General features: G+C 64.8%; 18 protein-coding genes and 1 pseudogene. 6 read left to right on the top strand and 13 right to left on the bottom strand.

The genetic code is table 11. From position 1 onward, the window contains the following. Nucleotides 1-11: 11 nt before the first annotated feature. Both CH283_RS19960 and CH283_RS19955 read right to left on the bottom strand, forming a co-directional pair. Nucleotides 12-1,292 (bottom strand): HRDC domain-containing protein, encoded by a 1,281-nt coding sequence (locus CH283_RS19960; protein WP_094641995.1) that lies wholly within the window; start codon nucleotides 1,290-1,292, stop codon nucleotides 12-14. A gap of 40 nt (nucleotides 1,293-1,332) precedes the next feature. Next, the gene (locus CH283_RS19955) at nucleotides 1,333-1,932 is read right to left on the bottom strand and encodes a DUF3000 domain-containing protein (RefSeq protein ID WP_068050617.1); all 600 of its coding nucleotides are present in this window, start codon (nucleotides 1,930-1,932) and stop codon (nucleotides 1,333-1,335) included. 125 nt (nucleotides 1,933-2,057) lie between these two features. Here CH283_RS19955 and hemE point away from each other — a divergent pair, with 125 nt between their 5' ends. From hemE to CH283_RS19930, 5 genes are read left to right on the top strand one after another with little or no spacing between them, the layout of a single operon-like run. Further along, the gene (gene hemE, locus CH283_RS19950) at nucleotides 2,058-3,131 is read left to right on the top strand and encodes a uroporphyrinogen decarboxylase (protein WP_176460500.1); all 1,074 of its coding nucleotides are present in this window, start codon (nucleotides 2,058-2,060) and stop codon (nucleotides 3,129-3,131) included. Then, entirely contained in the window at nucleotides 3,128-4,483 is a 1,356-nt protein-coding gene (locus CH283_RS19945) for a protoporphyrinogen oxidase (RefSeq protein WP_094641993.1), read from the top strand. The genes hemE and CH283_RS19945 overlap by 4 nt, the downstream gene beginning before the upstream one ends. Nucleotides 4,484-4,487: 4 nt before the next feature. After that, nucleotides 4,488-5,183, top strand: a complete 696-nt coding sequence (gene hemQ / locus CH283_RS19940; protein ID WP_068050615.1) for a hydrogen peroxide-dependent heme synthase — start codon at nucleotides 4,488-4,490, stop codon at nucleotides 5,181-5,183. Beyond that, nucleotides 5,180-5,884, top strand: coding sequence for an HAD family hydrolase (locus tag CH283_RS19935; protein ID WP_176460466.1), 705 nt, complete (start codon nucleotides 5,180-5,182; stop codon nucleotides 5,882-5,884). Before hemQ ends, CH283_RS19935 begins: the two co-directional genes overlap by 4 nt. 13 nt (nucleotides 5,885-5,897) lie before the next feature. Continuing rightward, nucleotides 5,898-8,219 carry a molybdopterin-dependent oxidoreductase gene (locus tag CH283_RS19930; protein WP_176460465.1) on the top strand — a complete coding sequence of 774 codons (2,322 nt, stop codon included), beginning with the start codon at nucleotides 5,898-5,900 and terminating at the stop codon, nucleotides 8,217-8,219. On the opposite strand, the gene CH283_RS19925 is transcribed toward CH283_RS19930, so the two are convergent. The 7 genes and pseudogenes from CH283_RS19925 to CH283_RS19900 all read right to left on the bottom strand — a co-directional run bounded on the left by CH283_RS19925 (nucleotide 8,197) and on the right by CH283_RS19900 (nucleotide 14,713). Further along, a complete protein-coding gene (locus CH283_RS19925; RefSeq protein ID WP_176460464.1) occupies nucleotides 8,197-8,655 on the bottom strand; it encodes a MaoC family dehydratase in 459 nt (152 codons plus the stop codon). The two genes, CH283_RS19930 and CH283_RS19925, sit on opposite strands and share 23 nt — an antisense overlap. A 163-nt stretch (nucleotides 8,656-8,818) precedes the next feature. Further along, nucleotides 8,819-9,046: pseudogene (locus CH283_RS29135) on the bottom strand (IS3 family transposase); the annotation flags it as partial. Between the two features lie 41 nt (nucleotides 9,047-9,087). Continuing rightward, the gene (locus CH283_RS19920) at nucleotides 9,088-10,395 is read right to left on the bottom strand and encodes a toll/interleukin-1 receptor domain-containing protein (RefSeq protein WP_094641991.1); all 1,308 of its coding nucleotides are present in this window, start codon (nucleotides 10,393-10,395) and stop codon (nucleotides 9,088-9,090) included. A gap of 165 nt (nucleotides 10,396-10,560) precedes the next feature. Beyond that, the gene (gene msrB, locus CH283_RS19915; RefSeq protein ID WP_094641989.1) at nucleotides 10,561-10,986 is read right to left on the bottom strand and encodes a peptide-methionine (R)-S-oxide reductase MsrB; all 426 of its coding nucleotides are present in this window, start codon (nucleotides 10,984-10,986) and stop codon (nucleotides 10,561-10,563) included. Between the two features lie 27 nt (nucleotides 10,987-11,013). Next, complete coding sequence (locus tag CH283_RS19910) at nucleotides 11,014-12,252, bottom strand: glycosyltransferase family 87 protein (protein ID WP_068050607.1); 1,239 nt, start codon at nucleotides 12,250-12,252, stop codon at nucleotides 11,014-11,016. A gap of 63 nt (nucleotides 12,253-12,315) precedes the next feature. After that, complete coding sequence (locus tag CH283_RS19905; RefSeq protein WP_094641987.1) at nucleotides 12,316-13,878, bottom strand: alpha/beta hydrolase; 1,563 nt, start codon at nucleotides 13,876-13,878, stop codon at nucleotides 12,316-12,318. A gap of 46 nt (nucleotides 13,879-13,924) precedes the next feature. Next, nucleotides 13,925-14,713, bottom strand: a complete 789-nt coding sequence (locus CH283_RS19900) for a pyrimidine reductase family protein (protein ID WP_094641985.1) — start codon at nucleotides 14,711-14,713, stop codon at nucleotides 13,925-13,927. A gap of 34 nt (nucleotides 14,714-14,747) precedes the next feature. Between CH283_RS19900 and zapE the strand changes: the two genes are divergently transcribed. Continuing rightward, nucleotides 14,748-15,761 (top strand): cell division protein ZapE, encoded by a 1,014-nt coding sequence (gene zapE, locus CH283_RS19895; protein ID WP_094641984.1) that lies wholly within the window; start codon nucleotides 14,748-14,750, stop codon nucleotides 15,759-15,761. 7 nt (nucleotides 15,762-15,768) lie between these two features. On the opposite strand, the gene CH283_RS19890 is transcribed toward zapE, so the two are convergent. The 4 genes from CH283_RS19890 to CH283_RS19875 are packed head-to-tail and all read right to left on the bottom strand — an operon-like array spanning nucleotide 15,769 to nucleotide 17,746. Further along, nucleotides 15,769-16,284, bottom strand: a complete 516-nt coding sequence (locus CH283_RS19890) for a GNAT family N-acetyltransferase (protein WP_255183272.1) — start codon at nucleotides 16,282-16,284, stop codon at nucleotides 15,769-15,771. Nucleotides 16,285-16,292: 8 nt separating this feature from the next. After that, nucleotides 16,293-16,745, bottom strand: a complete 453-nt coding sequence (locus CH283_RS19885; RefSeq protein WP_094641980.1) for a hypothetical protein — start codon at nucleotides 16,743-16,745, stop codon at nucleotides 16,293-16,295. Nucleotides 16,746-16,761: 16 nt separating this feature from the next. Then, the gene (locus tag CH283_RS19880) at nucleotides 16,762-17,469 is read right to left on the bottom strand and encodes an alpha/beta hydrolase family protein (protein WP_094641978.1); all 708 of its coding nucleotides are present in this window, start codon (nucleotides 17,467-17,469) and stop codon (nucleotides 16,762-16,764) included. Further along, nucleotides 17,462-17,746 (bottom strand): hypothetical protein, encoded by a 285-nt coding sequence (locus CH283_RS19875; RefSeq protein ID WP_255183271.1) that lies wholly within the window; start codon nucleotides 17,744-17,746, stop codon nucleotides 17,462-17,464. The genes CH283_RS19880 and CH283_RS19875 overlap by 8 nt, the downstream gene beginning before the upstream one ends. Nucleotides 17,747-17,811: the final 65 nt, after the last annotated feature.

Raw genomic sequence — 17,811 nt, 5'->3', positions numbered from 1 at the left:
TGTAGCGGGTATTACCCGTCGGTAACTTGAGAAGGGTGCAGTGCCTTCGTCAGTACCGGCACCGCCAGCGTTCGCTGCCAGGGCCGGGCCCCGCCGTCGGCCAGTCGGGCCTCGATCAGCTCGGCAGGGTCGACATCGGGATCGACCGGACTCTGCCAATCCCACACCAGGCGGCGCAGCAGATCCGGCATCAACAGATTCTCGACCGGCACCGACACCGATTCGCTGAGCTCGGTCATCGCCGCTCGTACGTCGGCTAGTCGCGCTGCCGCATCGGGATCGCGGCGAGCCCACCGATTGACCGGGGGTGGACCGTCGAAAGACGCTGCCATCGAAGGCAATTCGGATGTCGGGAGCGCCCGCGCACGGGTCAGGGCCGAGGCCCACAATCGGGACGATCTGCGCTGACGGGGACCGCCGAATACCGGTAGCTGCTCGAGCTCGCGCGCGGATTTGGGGTCCGCCGTTGCGGCCGCCACGATGGCCGAGTCGGGCAACACCCGGCTCGGTGCCACGTCACGCTTGGCCGCCAGTTCGTCTCGGGTGCTCCACAATTCGCGAACGGCAGCAAGAGTGCGGGGAGATTTGATCGCATGGATCCCCGATGTCCGACGCCATCTGTCGGTCTTGGGTTTGGGTGGCCCGAGGGTGAGGATGTGGGCGAATTCCTGTGTGGCCCATTCGGTTTTGCCCTGCTGTTCGAGCTCTTCGGCCATTGCGTCGCGCAGCTCGAGCAGAACCTCGACGTCGAGTGCTGCGTAGTTGAGCCAGGTGTCGGGTAGCGGCCGGGTGGACCAATCGGCCGCTCCGTGGCCTTTCTGCAACGCCAGTCCGAGGGTGCGTTCGACGATGGCTCCGAGCCCCACTCGATCGAATCCGGCGAGGCGGCCTGCGAGTTCGGTGTCGTAGAGCGTGGCGGGTACCAGGCCGAGCTCGGCGAGTCCCGGCAAATCCTGATCTGCGGAGTGCAGTACCCACTCGAGCGGGTTGATCACCTCGGCGAGCGGAGCGAGGTCGCCGGTGACCGGGATCGGATCGAGCAGAACCGTGCCTGCGCCGCGGCGACGGAACTGCAGGAGGTAGGCGCGCTGGGAGTAGCGGAAGCCCGACGCACGTTCGGCGTCGACGGCGAGGGGGCCGTGACCCGATGCGAGAAGGGCGGCAGCCGCGCGCACGGCGTCCTGCGTGTCGACCACGTCGGGTATGCCGTCAGCCGGGGCCAGTAGCGGAACGGCGACAGGCTCGTTCGCCTCGTCGTCCGGCGTGGTCTCGGGAGAACTCTCGGCTGACATGAGATGTGACTCTAAGCCCTGCGGGTGGAAGGACCGCCCACTATGTCCGGCTGGAACTGCGCTGGCCGAGGGTGGTGATGCCCGCGGGCGGCAAACCGGCGGCGTAGGCGAGCACCTCGCAGAACGCCTCGACGTGCGTCGAGAGGTCCTCGGACGTGGCCGTCCACGAGGCGCGTAGTTCGAGCTGGTGGGCCTTGGGTGGCCCGGCGATGTCGCCGTAACGCACCGAGCTGGTCGAGGTGACCGTGCCGCCGAGTGCGTTGAGCGGCTCCGAGCGCGACTCCAGCGCGTCGACCAGCCAACTCCAGCCGACCTCGGGGAGCAGAGGATCGTCGGCGAGGGATTCGTCCACGTCCGCTTGGATGTACGCGACCAATCGGAGGGTGCCGTTCCAGGCCTCGGCACCGTCGGGGTCGTACAGCAGGATCAGGCGGCCGAAGGCGTCGCCGTCGCTCTGTTCGTCGATCCGGTCGGATTCCGGATGCTTAACCTCGGCCCCGATCGCGTAACTGTAGGGAGCGAGTCGCTGCGGCGGCCGGATCGGACCGATTTCGATCGCCGGGTGTACCTGAGCCCGATGCATCGCGTCGATGGCGGCGCGGAACGGCGCAGGTTCGGCGGTGGATTGGGGTTCGGTCACGTCACCGGACGTTAGACGCGTCACGTTGCCTGGACGCGGAGGCGCGCCGGGCCGTGATGCAACCGAAGTCGGTGTGTCGCCCTTGGTGGCAGGAGCTTTCCTCGCGCGTGGCAGCATGGAACATGATGAACGCCGAACCGCACGCCACAGCCCCCGCCCGTCGAGAACTCCCGGACGCGCCGTTCCTGGCCGCGATCGCAGGTCGAGCTCCCTCGCGTCGGCCGGTGTGGTTCATGCGCCAGGCCGGTAGATCGCTCCCGGAGTACCGCAAGATTCGCGCCGGCATCGGCATGTTGGACTCGTGCTTCCGACCCGATCTCGTGGCCGAGATCACTCTCCAGCCTGTTCGTCGGCACGACGTGGACGCGGCAATTCTGTTCTCGGACATCGTCGTTCCGCTCAAGGCCGCCGGTATCGATCTCGACATCGTCGCTGGCACCGGACCGGTCGTCGCGCAGCCGGTGCGGTCGGCTGCCGATGTGGCCGCACTGCCGATCCTGACTTCGGATCAGGTGGAGCCGGTGGCCGATGCGGTGCGTATCCTCACCCGTGAGCTCGCCGGTACACCGCTCATCGGTTTCGCAGGCGCACCGTTCACCCTCGCGTCGTATCTGGTCGAGGGCGGCCCGAGTCGTAATCACGAGAAGACCAAGGCGCTCATGCGGTCCGATCCGGCGACCTGGCACGCCCTGCTCGACGCACTGGCCACCACGACGATCACCTTCCTGCAGGCTCAGCTCGCCGCAGGCGTCGACGCAGTGCAGGTGTTCGACTCCTGGGCGGGTGCGCTGTCCCTCGCCGACTACCGCGAGTACGTGCTGCCGCATTCGACGCGCGTGTTCGACGCCGTGTCCTCGGCCGGTGTACCGAAGATCCACTTCGGAGTCGGAACCGGCGAGTTGCTCGGGGCGATGGGTGAAGCCGGTGCCGACGTCGTCGGTGTCGACTGGCGAATCCCACTCGACGACGCCGTGCATCGCGTAGGCGGCGGCAAGGTGCTGCAGGGAAATCTCGACCCGGCGGTGCTGTTCGCCGGCTGGGATGCGGTCGAGGCAGAGGTTCGACGCATCACCGCCGAGGCGGATCGCGCGCTGGCGGCCGGTGCTCGCGGACATGTGTTCAACCTGGGCCACGGAGTGCTCCCCGACACCGATCCGGAGGTTCTGACCCGGGTGGTCTCGCTGGTGCATTCGTTGTGACGGTTCGGCGGTACGCCGTGGTCGGCGGCGGAATCTCCGGCCTCGTCGCGGCGTATCGCCTTCGGCAGTCCTGCGGGCCGGGTGCCGAGATCACTGTCGTCGAGGCGTCGTCGCGTCTCGGCGGCACGCTGCGCACCACCGCGGTCGGCGCGGACTCGCTCGACGTCGGTGCGGAGGCTTTCATCGGTCGACGTCCCGAAGTGCCGGCACTGCTGGCCGAGCTCGGTCTGTCGGATCAGCTGGTCTACCCGGCGCCGGTCCGTCCGCTCGTCTATTCCGGCGGTCGAACTCACGCGCTCCCGGTCGGCACTCTGATGGGCATCCCGTCGTCCGCCGATTCGGTACGGGATCTGGTGGACCCCGAGGACCTGCACCTCATCGAGACCGAGACCTCTCGGCCCTTCGCCTGGACCGCGGGTTCGGACGTCGGTGTGGCCGATCTCGTGGGCACCAGGTTCGGCTCCCAGGTGGTCAGCCGTTCGGTCGATCCGCTGCTCGGCGGCGTGTACTCCGGTTCGTCGAGCTCGATCGGCATCCGTGCGGCACTGCCCACGTTGGCTGCCGCGTTGGACGGTGGAGCAGCCAACCTGACCGAGGCAGTGCTGGCAGCGCTGCCCACCCCGTCGCCGGGGCCGGTGTTCGGCGGGCTGCGCGACGGTTACGCGGTGTTGCTCGATGCCCTCGTCGCTGCGACCGATGCCCGGACGGTGGTCGGTGCAGGCGTCGGTGAGATCCGCCGCGAGTCCGGCGGATGGTTCGTCGAAGGAGTCGGACGCGTCGACGGCGTGGTGCTGGCGGTCCCTGCGCCGATTCTCGGCCGGCTCATCGCCGAGGTGGCGCCCGCGGCGTCGCAGGCCGCGCGGAACATCGATCTCGCATCCTCGGTCGTCGTCGCGCTCGCTTTTCCCAAGACGACCGAACTTCCGCAGAATTCGGGAATCCTGGTGGCCACCGACGCGGGCTTGGACGTGAAGGCATTCACCCTGTCGAGCCGCAAGTGGCCGCACCTGGCCGAGCGTGACGCGGTACTGCTGCGGGCCTCGCTCGGCCGCTTCGGTGACACGACGGCGTCGGACCGATCCGACGCGGAGTCGATCCAGATCGCACTCGCGGATCTCGCGACGGTGGCGAACATCGATGCGCAGCCGATCGCTGCGACCGTGCAGCGCTGGCCGGGAGGCCTACCGCAGTACGCGCCGGGGCACCTCGATCGCGTCGCCGCCATCGAGGCAGGAGTCGCCGACCTACCCGGTCTCGAGGTCACCGGTGCCTGGCAGCGCGGTGTGGGGGTGCCCGCGTGTATTGCGTCCGCCACCACCGCTGCCGCCCGTCTGGTCGAAGTGGCACGATAGGGCCATGGCACGCCTCGATTACTCAGCGCTCAACTCGACTCTTCGCTACTTGATGTTCTCGGTCTACAAGGTCACGCCCGGTGTTCTCGGCGAGGATCGGGCCGCGGCCGCCAAGGAAGCGAAGGTGTTCTTCGAAAGTCGTGAAGACAAGGGTGTCGCGGTGCGCGGGGTGTACGACATCGCCGGTATGCGCGCCGACGCCGACTTCATGGTGTGGACGCACGCCGAGCGTATCGAGGACCTCCAGGCGACGTACTCCGATTTCCGTCGCACGACCGCGCTGGGCAAGGCGAGTACTCCGGTGTGGAGCAACACCGCGCTGCATCGCCCCGCCGAATTCAACAAGAGCCATGTCCCGGCCTTCATCGCCGGCGAGGATCCGGGCGCGTACATCTGCGTCTACCCGTTCGTCCGTTCGATCGATTGGTACCTGCTGCCCGACGACGAGCGTCGCACGATGCTCGCCGATCACGGCAAGGCCGCACGCGACTACAAGGACGTGCGGGCGAACACCGTGCCGTCGTTCGCACTCGGCGACTACGAGTGGATCCTGGCCTTCGAAGCTCCCGAACTCGATCGCATCGTGGACCTGATGCGCGACCTGCGGGCCACCGAGGCGAGGCGACACGTGCGCGAGGAGACCCCGTTCTTCACCGGCCCTCGGGTCGAGGTGGACGCGCTCGTCGAATCCCTGCCGTGACGACGACAGGCGCACCCGCGATCGAGGCCGTTCTGTTCGACTTCTCGGGCACGTTGTTCAGGCTCGAGGAGCACCCCTCGTGGTTCGACGGGATCCACGACGCCGACGGCACCCCCGTCGACGGTGCGGGAGCCGCGGAACTGATGCGCCGTATGACGGCACCGGTGGGGGAGACGGTCGAGTTCGACGATGCGACGCGTCATGCGTGGCGAAACCGAGACCTCGATCCGGCCCTGCACCGGCAGGCCTATCTGCATGTGCTCGCGCAGTCCGGTGTCACCGATCCGGCGCACGCACAATCCGTCTACGGTCGCGTGATCGACGCAGATTCTTGGACGCCGTACCCGGATACCGAAGCAGTGCTGAAAAAGCTCGCTGCCGAATCGATTCGGACCGGGGTCCTGAGCAACATCGCATTCGACATCCGTCCCGCGTTCGTCGATCGCGGTCTCGACAGGTTCGTCGACGAATTCGTGCTCTCGTTCGAGGTCGGTCACGTCAAGCCGCAGCCCGAGATCTTCCGGCACGCAGTGACGGCGTTGGGTGTGGACCCCGCGGTGACGCTGATGGTGGGCGACAGTGACGAGGCCGACGGTGCGGCACGAGAGATCGGATGCCACTTCGCTCTCGTCGATCCGGTGCCGACGTCGCAGCGCCCCGATGCACTACTGAAGGCGCTGCGCGAGTTCGGAATTCGATGACCGGGGTGGTTCGATGACTGGCGTGGCCGGCGTCCAGCACATGGGCCACTGGGGAATGTTTCGCGCCGAGTCGGACGGACGTGACGTCACCGCAATCCATCCCCAGGTGACCGACAGCAACCCTTCTCCGGTGTTGGGCAACCTCGTCGGGTCGGTGACCCATCGATCGCGCGTCACCTCCCCGGCGGTGCGCCGGGGCTGGCTCGAGCACGGGCCGGGGCCGACCGACACCCGTGGCAGTGACGAGTTCGTCGACGTCTCGTGGGACGAGCTCACCGATCTGCTGGCAGCCGAATTACGCAGGGTCGTCGACGCATTCGGCAACAAGGCCATCTACGGCGGGTCGTACGGGTGGGCGAGTGCCGGACGCTTCCATCACGCGCAGAGTCAGGTGCATCGCTTTCTCAACTGCATCGGCGGTTACACGCGATCGGTCCACAGCTACTCACTGGGCGCGACCGGGGTCATCATGCCGCACGTCCTCGGTGCGCATTGGAAGATGTTCTCGCGCTCCACCTCCTGGAACGTGATCGCCGCCCACACCGAGTTGTTGGTGGCGTTCGGCGGAGTTCCGGTGAAGAACACCGGCATCAATCACGGCGGTACGTCGGATCATCCGACCGTCGATTCGCTCGACGCGATGCGCGCCCGCGGTGGGCAGATCGTCACCGTGAGTCCGCTCCGCAGCGACATGAACGGCGACGCGCGCTGGATCGCCCCGCGGCCCGGTACCGACGTGGCGATGATGCTGGCTCTGGCTCACGTGCTCGTCGACGAAAAGCTGCACGACACAAAGTTTCTGGAGAAGTACTGCCAGGGCTACCCCGAGTTCGAGCGATATCTGCTCGGCATCACGGACGGAATTCCCAAGACACCGCAGTGGGCGTCGGCGATCTGCGGCGTCGAGGCCGCCCTGATCGCGGAACTTGCCCGGGAGATGGCGTCGAAACGCACGATGGTGACGGTCACCTGGTCACTGCAGAGGACGCGACACGGTGAGCAGGCCCCGTGGATGGGCGTGACACTCGCGGCGATGCTGGGCCGGATCGGCGTTCCGGGTGGGGGATTCGGGCACGGCTACGGGTCGATGAACGAGCCGGGTCTGGCACCGGTTCCGTATCCGTTGCCGACCTTGCCGCAGGGTGTCAATCCCGTTCCCGACCTGATTCCGGTCGCCGCGGTCTCGGACATGCTGCTGAATCCCGGTGCCGAATTCGACTACGACGGTAGGCGATTGACCTATCCCGACATCAAGATCGTCTATTGGGCCGGCGGAAATCCGTTCCACCACCACCAGGATCTGGGGCGGCTGCGTCGCGCTCTCGGTAGGCCCGACACCGTCGTTGTGCACGACCCGTATTGGACACCGATGGCCAAGCACGCCGACGTCGTCGTCCCGTCGACGACGTCGTTGGAACGATCGGATCTGAGCTGCACACGCAACGATCCCTTGCTCGTCGCGATGGAGCCGGCCGCCCCGCGGTACGCGGACTCCCGCGACGACTACGACACGTTCGCGGAGTTGGCTACGAAACTCGGTGTGGGGCAACAGTTCACCGAGGGGCGTAGCTCGCAACAGTGGCTCGAGCATCTGTACGAGCAGTGGCGCGGATATCTGCGCGCCGGGGGCGTCGATACTCCGGAGTACGACAATTTCCGTCGCGAGGGTTCGTTTCGGATGAAGACCGAGGACGATCTGACGTTCTTCGAGGATTTTCGACGCGACCCGGTGGGCAACGCGCTGCGCACCCCCAGTGGAAAGATCGAGATCTTCTCGGCGACCGTGGCGGGGTTCGACTACGAGGACTGCCGTGGGCATCCGATGTGGTTCGAGCCGCAGGAATGGCTCGGTGGACCCCGGGCGCAGCAGTTCCCGTTGCATCTGATCGCCAACCAGCCGCGCACCAGGCTGCACAGTCAGCTCGATCACGGTGCGGTGAGCCGTAACTCGAAGATCGAGGGTAGAGAGCCGATAAGAATGCACTCGTCGGCGGCCGGGGCCAGGGGAGTGTCGGACGGCGACGTCGTACGGGTGTTCAACGACCGTGGCTCGTGCCTGGCCGGTGTGGTTGTCGACGACGCGATGCTGAAATCGGTCGTGCAGTTGTCCACCGGGGCCTGGTACGACCCACTGGATCCGGCAGATCCCGATTCGATGTGCGTACACGGCAGCGTGAACGTGCTCACCGCGGACGAGGGCTCGTCGGCGCTCGCGCGCGGCTGCACCGGCCAGCACGTACTGGTGGAGATCGAACGCTACGACGAGCCGTTGCCGCCGATCACCGCGTTCGATCCACCTGCTCGGTCCAAGGTCAGAACACGACCCGAGAGATGATCTCGGCGACCAGCGCCGGCTTGTCCTCGCCCTCGATCTGCAACGTTCCTGCCGTCACCATCTGTAACGCCCCGCCCGATACCTCTTCGACGGAGACAAGGGTGGTCTGCAGGCGCACGTGCGCACCCACCTTCACCGGGTTGATGAAGCGAACCTTGTTGGAGCCGTAGTTGATTCCGAGCTTGGTGTTCTCGATGGTGTAGACCTGCCAGTTGAGCATCGATACCAGGGACAGGCTCAGAAATCCGTGGGCGATGGGTGCGCCGAACGGGCTCTCCTTCTTCGCCCGCTCGACGTCGACGTGGATCCACTGGTGATCGCCCGTGGCGTCGGCGAAGGTGTTGACCCGTTCCTGGGTGATCTGCAGCCAGTCACTGGTGCCGAGGTCTTCCCCGACGGCTGCTTTGATCTGGTCTGGTGAGGTGAAAGTGCGCATACTCACAGTATGGATGAACCAGTGCCGATCACGATGCAGGCTTGAGGGTCAGCGAGATCGAGTTGATACTTACCCACCATTTGCGCCGGTCGGCGGTTACAAAGGTTGCATGAGCCGTCTGCCCAGTTCAGCCGCCATCTAACGCACATTAGCCTCGATGGGACTACCCCCACTTCGGTTGACTCGTGGGTTGAGTGATCCATGCCGCGTGTGCGGGCCAGTTGATTGCCTCAAAATCGATCGGAGTGAGCTTGCCGAGGCGTCGCTGTCGGCGCTTTCAGTGATAGGTCCGTTCGATTCACGTCACGATCGCCAGCCGTAGGTGCTCGCGAGTCGACCACCGTTGGCGGTCGAGGATGTTCTTCTGCAGCAGAGCGAAGAAGGACTCCATCATTTGAACGAAGGGGTCAACTAAGTCCCTCTCCCGCTATATCACTGAAGGGTGAAGTCGGACTGTTCGGCTTCAAATGAATTTGGCGGGTCATCTTGCATGATCTTTTGAATACGGCGTTCCCAGTCGTCATAGAGCTGCTGTCCGTCGAGAAAGCTCTGAGAACCTCGGATGATCATTTTAAGGGGCTTGCGGATTGCCCTGCTCATCGACGAAACATTCCGCACTGTCTTTTGAAAATCTTCAACGCTTACTGCGCTTCTACGTCCGTTGCGTGCAATTTCAACGACGGAGTTCATGAAAGTGTTTGCGCTGTTTTCCTCGCGTTTTTCATACGACTGATGAGAAAGTTGCGCGAGAATGGGCAAAATCGTCGTGTTCATTCCCACGGCTTGATTGGCATAGAGATTGCCTGTGTCCTCGAATGCCTGGGCGGCGGGCATCAAGGAATTTGCATAGTTTGCTGCGGCTACAATCTGGGCTTTCGCGCCTTTAGCTGCTGCAATCTTCATTGTAGGTGAATGCTCATCTGTAATGGCGGTAATTTCGTTCATGCGCTTACTTAGTTCTTCAAGCGTCTGCTGCCATGCAGGCATCAATGTTTCAGTCTCAGCAATGTATTCGAGAAGTCCTGGCGCGTCATCGTCGTCTAGGTCAAAATCTGGATCGTTGTGCTGTCCGCTTGGCTGTGGACCAACATGGTCATCCGGGTCTTTGGATACGCCACCCTGATCGTCATCTTCGTCAGGCGGGCCGTCATCGGCGATCGATGGAATTTCAGGTTTACTTGCGACGCTTTTTGCTATCTTCAGAAGTCGATCAACAATTTTACTGATCATTGCCCTGTACTCGGGACCACTTTCCTCAAGTAGCCGAAGATCGCTAAAATCGAGATACTGTGCCTGGGCAATAGCGCGTGCTACTTCATCTTTGGCACCGAGTTCTAATCCTGGTGTAGCGACATACTGAATGGGTAGCAGCAATTCGGGGATGCCGCGAGCTTTGGCGTTGTTTGCAAACAAATTTAGTTCTTTACGACATTCTTTGCTTTTAAGAAACTTCGGCGTAACCACCGCGATAAAAAAGGTTGTTTCGTTGAGTGCGCCGTCGATTGCTTGTCGCCACTTGTCGCCCCAATCAAGGCTGTCGCGGTCCAGGAACAGATTTAACGCGGTGCCGGTTCGTAGCTCATACTCGGCCATAACCTTGCGGCAAAGCCCAGCGATTCGCCCACCCTCCGCATCGTCGTCCTTGTGAACGTACGACCAGAATCCGTCGAGCTCAAACGGGTCGTCTTCGTCCGGTGTGTCGTCTAGGGGTAGGGCTGGCGCTTTGTCCGCATCGGTCACAGCTAGACATTAGCCTCGACAGACTATCTGGTTTCTTTCGACACGCCAACGGTCCGAGCGACCGGGTGGTTGCACCCTGGCACCCTTGAGGCGTAAGCGTCGGCAGAGCCAGTGCGAGAAGCGCAGCCAAACCATCAACCGCCTAGCTGCGCACTCGCAATCGTTCTAGCTGGGCTTGAGCGTCAACGAGATCGAGTTGATGCAGTACCGCTGATCGGTCGGGGTGGGGTAACCCTCGCCCTCGAAGACGTGTCCGAGGTGGCTGTGGCAACTGCGGCAGACGACCTCGACTCGGCGCATTCCCAGTGTGGTGTCTTCCTTCAGGATGACGGCGTCGCTGTCGGCCGGGTCGAAGAAGGACGGCCAGCCGCAGTGCGACTCGAACTTCTCGGTGCTGCGGAACAATTCGGCTCCGCAGGCGCGGCACTCGTAGATACCTTCGGTGGTGGTGTCTGTGTATTCGCCGACGCCGGGGCGTTCGGTGCCTGCCTGCCGCAGCACCGCATACTCCTCGGGGGTCAGCTTCTCGCGCCACTGTGCGTCGGTGAGCTGGACGGCCGGGGCGGAATTGTTGTCGGTTGCTGAACTCATGCTCACACGCTAATACGATTTGTCGGGCTATGCCGTTTTCGCAGGTGGAGCGCTCGGCAGCAGGTAGCTCGGTTCGATTCCGTCGTCGAGTCGTCCTTCGCTTCGGGCGGCGAAATAGCGTCCGACGAGCACGCCGAAGATGACGACGATGAGCAGGGCCCAGCCGAAAGTGGTGCGCAGGTAGTCCAAGGCGCGCCCGGTTTCGATCCAGCGGCCCGACAGCCATCGGTCGTAGTTCATGAACCCGTAGATCGCGAGCCAGGCGGGCCAGTTGCGCAGCAGCGAGTTCTTCAGCACGACGGTCATCAGCAGCGGGAACAGCATCATGGAGTAGTACATCTGACCCAGCGAGCCCAGCAGCCAGTGTGCGGTGAGGATCAAGCCCGAGGTGGTCGCGAAGAAGAACAGACGGTCCTCGCGGCAGTATCGGTAGAGCAGCCACAGTGAGATCAGAACCATGATTCCCAGGACCGCTCGGATTCCGAGGGTGAGGAGTTCGGGAACACCGTAGTAGCGGCCGTTACCGACGACAGCGCTGTTGAAGTAGTCGCGGGTCTGCAGCAGATACGGCAGTGTCCGGTCGATGAAGTTCATCGGATCCACCGACAGCGGCCAGGCGATGGCCATCATCACGACGGGGATGGCGATCGAGGTGATGAAGACCTTCCACTGACGCGTCATCAGCGGAAGCAACAGCAGTGGGGCGAGCATCGGCTTGATCGCCAGAGTCAGACCCATGGCGACACCGGCCGAGAGGTCCTTGCGCTGGAGGAGGAACCCGAGGAAGGCGACCTCGCCGAGGAGTACGAAGCCGTTGAAGTTGGTGAACACCAACGTGTTGGTCACCGTCTCGCTGACGAAGGCGGCCAGCAGCAGCGCGGGGGCCGCGACCGAATCGAGCCGGAATCCGAAGATGCGCAACAGGATGTACAGGGCCAGCAGTATCGCGACCGTGCTGGCGATGATGAACAGCCAGCGGGATCGCTCGGGGTCGATTACTGCGATGGGGGAGAGCAGCATCGTCGCGCTCGGTTGATACAGGTAGTGCGGATCGACCGAGTCGAAGTTCGCCGTGTACACCGGCTGGCGGTTGAGGAATGCCAGGGCGGCGCTGTACACCGGGTTGAAATCGTTGGTGATGTCTCCGTTCACGGCTTTGATCACCACGCGCTGGATGACGGTCATGATGGCGATCGGCCACAGGGCGTACTTGATTACCTCGGCGGTCGTCCGCCCTGACCGCGGCTCCAGAAAGCTAAGTGACACCCGGGAACGGTACCCGAGGCGCTGACCGTACCGGCGAAGGACACCCCGCGATGCGTACCCGACTCAGGCGGGGCAGACGGTGCCGTCGGTCGGAAGCGCGGTGTCTCGTGCGTAGTTCACCGCGGCGCCCTGCAGACACTGAGATCCGCCCAGACTCGGATGCCCGCTGCCCTGCCACGCGGCCGAGGCGACGGCCGCACCGGTTGCCCCGACCAACCCGGTGACCGAGGACAACCCGCCGTTGCCGACGATGGGGTCGCCTGCGTTGGCCAGCACCAACACCGGGACGTCCAGGGAGGTGGGCAGCGGAGTCGACGGCGCAGTCGGCCAGGACGAGCACAGTAGAGCCGTCAGAGCAGCGTCGGTGCCGTAGATCGGATAGCGGTCGTTCCACTGCGACGACAGGTCGCGAACGCCCTGCGGCGACGGCCACTGTTGGCCGTCCGTGCACCGGGACACGAACTGACCGTCGGTGCCGTAGGCGTTCCGACCCCGCTCGGCGAGCGCGGCCAGCGCGGTGGTGTCGGACCCGGCGGCCGAGGAGAGGGCGGTGGAGAGGCCGGTGGCGCGGGACGACGCGTCGCCTGCGGTGGATGCCAGGGCGAAGGTGATGCCGTCGAGAATCTCGTGGGTGGACAGCGGCGAGAATTCGCCACCGGCGGCGCGTAGGAGCAGCTGGGCGACGGCCGCCGTCGGATCGCTGCCGAGGGAGCAGTTCAGCGCGACGCATCGCTGTGCGAACGCAGCGAAGGCTGCTTCCTTGCCCTGTGTCCGTTGTTCGGCCAACGTGATTTGGTCGGCGCCGACTCCGGTCGGTGAATCGAGGATCAGACGTGAGATGTTGGCCGGAAACTTCGCTGCGTAGGCCAACGCGGTGAGCGCGCCGTTGCCCGAACCGATCAGGCCTATCTGTTCCACACCCCAGAGTTGCCGCAGGCGGTCCAGATCGTCCGCCGCGTAGGTGGTTCCGAACGCGAGTTCCTGCGGTTGCAACGTGTCGGTGCATTCGATCGTGGCGTCACGACCGGCGTCGACGGCGCGGTCGACCGTGTCGGCATCGGATCTGGTGAACTGCCCCAGCGCGTCGACCTCGGTTTTGGTCTCAGCGTCGATGCAGTCCACGGCAGTGGATCGGCCGATGCCGCGTCGATCCACCGCGACGATGGGATGAGCCTCGAGCAGCGTCGCGAGCGGTCCGGCGGCCATCGTGGCCAACGTGGCCGTCGAGGACCGATCCGAACCGGACGTCAGCACCAGAGGTCCCGCGTCGGTGGGCGTTCTGTCGAGCCGCGCTCGCAACGCGCCGACGGCGAACGTGCCGAACATCTGTCCACTCGCATCGACGTCGGCTTCGTATTCTGCGCATTCGAGTGTCAGGCCGGGAGTGGTGGCGGTGAGCCCGAACGTCCCGAGTGTGGCTGCGGTGCAGTCGGCCCAGGCCAGATCGGTGGCCGGAACGGCAAGTGCGACCGGTTCCGGTGGCGCCTCTGCCGAGGACTCGGCGGGCTGACCGGGGGAGCGTTGTTCCACCGCGACGTCGGGTCGGATCGACGGGCCGGCACCACAGGCCGCGCACATCGTGGCGAGGACGAGGACCGCGGCGAGCAACGTTGATTTCTGCGTCACCGTGCGAGGCTATCGACTTTTCGATCGATGCCGGGCCGCGCACTGTTCATGGCCGACGCACCCAGCGCGTGAGCAGCGTTCCGTCGGCGTCGCCCAGAACGTGTACCCGGTGCATCGGCGCGTCGGCGGCGTCGGATGTGTGGGCGATACGGCCCGCCTCTCCGGCGACCAGCATCGGCGAGATCGTCAGACACAGTTCGTCCGCCGCCCCGTCGGACACGAGCTGTCCGAACAGTCCCGGTCCGCCCTCGCACAGGATGCGGCGAAATCCGAGGTCGCTGAGTGTCGCGACGATGTCGCCGGTCGAGACCGATTCGCCGGTCACCTCGATCACCGTCGCTCCCGCTGCCCGAAGCGCGGCCACCTTCGAGCCGTCCGCCGCCGCCGAGGTCAGCACCACCGGCTGCACTTCGGTGTCGGTGACCAATCGAGAATCCGCGTCGATCGAACCGGAGGCGGTGACCACGACGATCGTCGGAACCGGTGCCAGCCCGGCCGCCACCCGACGTGCCTTCGCTTCGCTGGACAGCGAGACGCCGCCGTAGTTCTCGGCCCGCGCGGTTCCGGCACCGACCAGGACGGCGTCGCACAGTTCTCGCAGGATGCCGAACAGGCGGGCGTCGGCGGGGGTTCCCAGGCCCGCCGACTTACCGTTCGCGGTCACCGATCCGTCGATGCTGGCGACGAAGTTCGTGCGAATCCACGGTCGGTCCACGTCGGTGGGATACGCGTGCAGGGCGCGGACGGCATCGTCGTCGAGTGTCGATCCGACGCTGGGCACGGACTCGGGTGCCTGCTCCGATGTGAAGTAGGTCCCAATATGGAGAAGCTGCATGAGAGAGATCAGACCACGTCGTTACGCTCGGCAAATGCCCGCACGCCTTGTCGACCGAAATCCCGTGGTTCCATCCGATCAGCTGATCGCGCAGATGGTCCCGCCGGCGATGTTCGACGACGTCAGTTTCTCCTCGTACATTCCCGACCCCAAGGAGCCGACGCAGGCTGCTGCGGTTGCGAAGGCCGAGGAGTTCGCGAGCAAGGTGCAGAAGATCCGCGGCAAGGGCAAGCGCGGTCTCTTCGGTAAGAAGACCCCGGCCATCGGTGCAGGCCTGTACCTCGACGGCGGCTTCGGTGTCGGCAAGACTCACTTGCTCGCCTCGATCTATCACAGCGTTCCCGAGCCCAAGGCGTTCGGCACGTTCGTCGAACTCACCCATGTGGTCGGTGCTCTCGGCTTCAACAAGGCACTCGAGGAGCTCTCGAGCCACAGTGTGCTGTGCATCGACGAGTTCGAGCTCGACGATCCCGGCGACACGATGTTGGTCTCGCGGTTGCTCTCCGAGCTCTCGCAGCGCGGGGTATCCATCGTCGCGACGTCCAACACCTTGCCCGGGCAGCTCGGTGAGGGTCGCTTCGCCGCCGAGGACTTCATGCGGGAGATCAAGAAACTCGGCTCGATCTTCGAGTCCATCCGGGTCGACGGCCCCGACTACCGCCACCGCGATCTGCCTCCGGCTCCCGAGCCCACCTCGGAGTCCGAGCTGATCGACCGCGCCGATACCGTCGAGGGTGCAACCCTGGACGATTTCGACGAGCTGCTGGCGCATCTGAGCACGTTGCACCCCTCCCGTTACGGCAAGTTGCTCGACGGCATTCCGGCAGTGTTCCTGAAGAACGTGCACCCGGCATCGGATCAAGCCATCGCTCTGCGCCTGGTGGTCCTCGCCGACCGCCTGTACGACGCGGGCATCCCGGTGACGGCCTCGGGCGGCAAGCTCGACGAGATCTTCACCGAGGAGATGCTGGCCGGCGGTTACCGTAAGAAATACCTGCGCGCCACCTCGCGTCTGCTGGCACTGTCCCGTTTCGCTGCAGTCGGCTGAGCGGTCGTCACAGCCTCACCTGCATGACGTAATCGTCGTGCGTCTGGACGCCGACGACGAACGTCTTGGTACCCACGATCTCGAATCCGTGTTTGGCGTAGAACTTCTGCGCCCGCACGTTCTGCTGGTTGACGCCCAACCATGCTGTCGCACAACCGGAGTGGCGTGCATGGTCGAGTGACGACGACATCAATCGCCCCGCGGCCCCGCTGCCGTGCTGGGTCGGCTGCACGTAGAGCTTGCTGACTTCCATGGTCGGCTCGGGCGAGAGTGTCGCGCGAATTCCGGGGTCCGCAGGCGGCCCGGACACGAGCATGGCGTAGCCCACGACGTCGGCATCGCCTGTCTCGTCGATCAGCACCGTTCTGGCCGCGTCGTCGATGTAGTTCTCGAAGTGCTCGGCCGACAACACGTTCGAGACGAACTGCGCGATGTCCTCGGGCCGGGTTCCCGGCGGGCAGGCGAGGGAAAAGGTCGACGCGGCCACTTCGGCGACGCGACGTGCATCGGCACGTGCTGCCACGCGCACGGTCACAGCAAATCGACCGCGTTCTTGGCATCGCGCAACGACAGCCCGGTTCGGTCGCGCAGCAGTTTGATGGCAGAGATCGCTTTACCCTCGGATTTCAGTGACTGCAATCGCGGGATCAGATCGTCCCAGGGTGTCGGACCGGATTGTGCCGCGTCGACGATGGTGGCGGAGGACGGAAACGGCTCGCCGCGCTGGACGCTCTCGATCGCGTTCTTCGCGTCGGCGAGTCCGGCACCCGTTCGTTCACGAAAGACCTTGATGGCCTGAACCTTCTTGTTGGCGGCCAGTAGCGAATGAATGTCTGCGCGGGCGCTCTCGTCGAGACCGATGAGCCTGATGTTGCGCGAGGTCTCCGGGGACGAGCCCGGCTTCTTGCGGGCCAACAGCCACGCCGCGAGCACTGCAGCATCGACGAGGACCAACGCCACGATGAACCATCCCCAGGTCGGCATGCCTTAGTAGACCACTTCAGCGCGACGGGTCGAAGAGCGGGACGACAACCGACGAATCGGACGTCGGGGCACCGAACAGCGAGGCGGCTCCGGCAAGGGTTTTCGTCGCTGCGTCGTACTTCATCGAAGCAAGGTCGTGGCCCGCGCCCTCGATGTCGACGAGCTCGGTGGGGGCCGGCACGAGCGCGAGCGCAGCGCTCAATTCGGTCGTGGTGCCGAACGGATCCTTCGTGCCGTGCACCACCACCGTCGGTGTTCGAAGTTCGGGAAGGTGTTGTGTACGAGCCTTGTCCGGCTTGCCCGGCGGGTGCAGGGGATAGGAGGTCAGGACGAGTCCGTCGACGAGACCCGGTCGCTCGGCCGCGATCATGGAGCCCTGCCTGCCACCGTAGGAATGCCCACCGAATGCGATGAATCCAGAGGTCTCGGCGCGGAGGCGGTCGACGGCCGACGCGATTCCGAGCCGATCCTCGGCCGCTCTCGACGGGTGCGGCGGTCCCTTGGGTTTGCGTACTCGAAAAGGAAGGTCGAAACGCAGGACCGTGAATCCGGCTGCCGCCCATACCGACGCGATGCGCTGCAGCAGAGGCGACTCGCAGTTGCCGCCCGCACCGTGCGTGAGAGCGAGGCCGCCCCGTGACGGTATGGAAGGTGTGTGCAGAAATGCGACGCCCCCGCCGAGATCGATGTCGGCGGGGGCGTCGGGACCATCGAGTTCAGGCATCGTTCGAGGACGTTACCTTTTCCTGGGTGTCGGCGTGATCCGTGTCCGCAGAGCCGTCGGAGTCGGTGGACTCCCGGTCATCGGCGTCCACCATCTCGCCGTTGTCGTCGACCATGTCCGCGAAGGCGGTCCCGGCGACGGTGCCGTTGGTTCCCGGCAGTGCGACGGTGGGCCGGGCACCGGGTCGATAGCGATCGTCGAGGCCCTCCACGGACTTCTTCGCCTCCTCCAGGGTGGCGTCGTCGACTGTGGGTTCGCTCTGAGCATCGTCCGACACGTGAGTGTCCTTCCATCGAAGTGTGTGCGTCATCTCCACTGTGCACTTCTATGGCGTGAATCACC

Source organism: Rhodococcus sp. 05-2254-2, assembly GCF_002259095.1.
Lineage (GTDB): Bacteria > Actinomycetota > Actinomycetes > Mycobacteriales > Mycobacteriaceae > Rhodococcoides.
The sequence above is the reverse complement of the archived record's forward strand: the minus strand, read 5'-3'. Positions and strand labels throughout refer to the sequence as shown.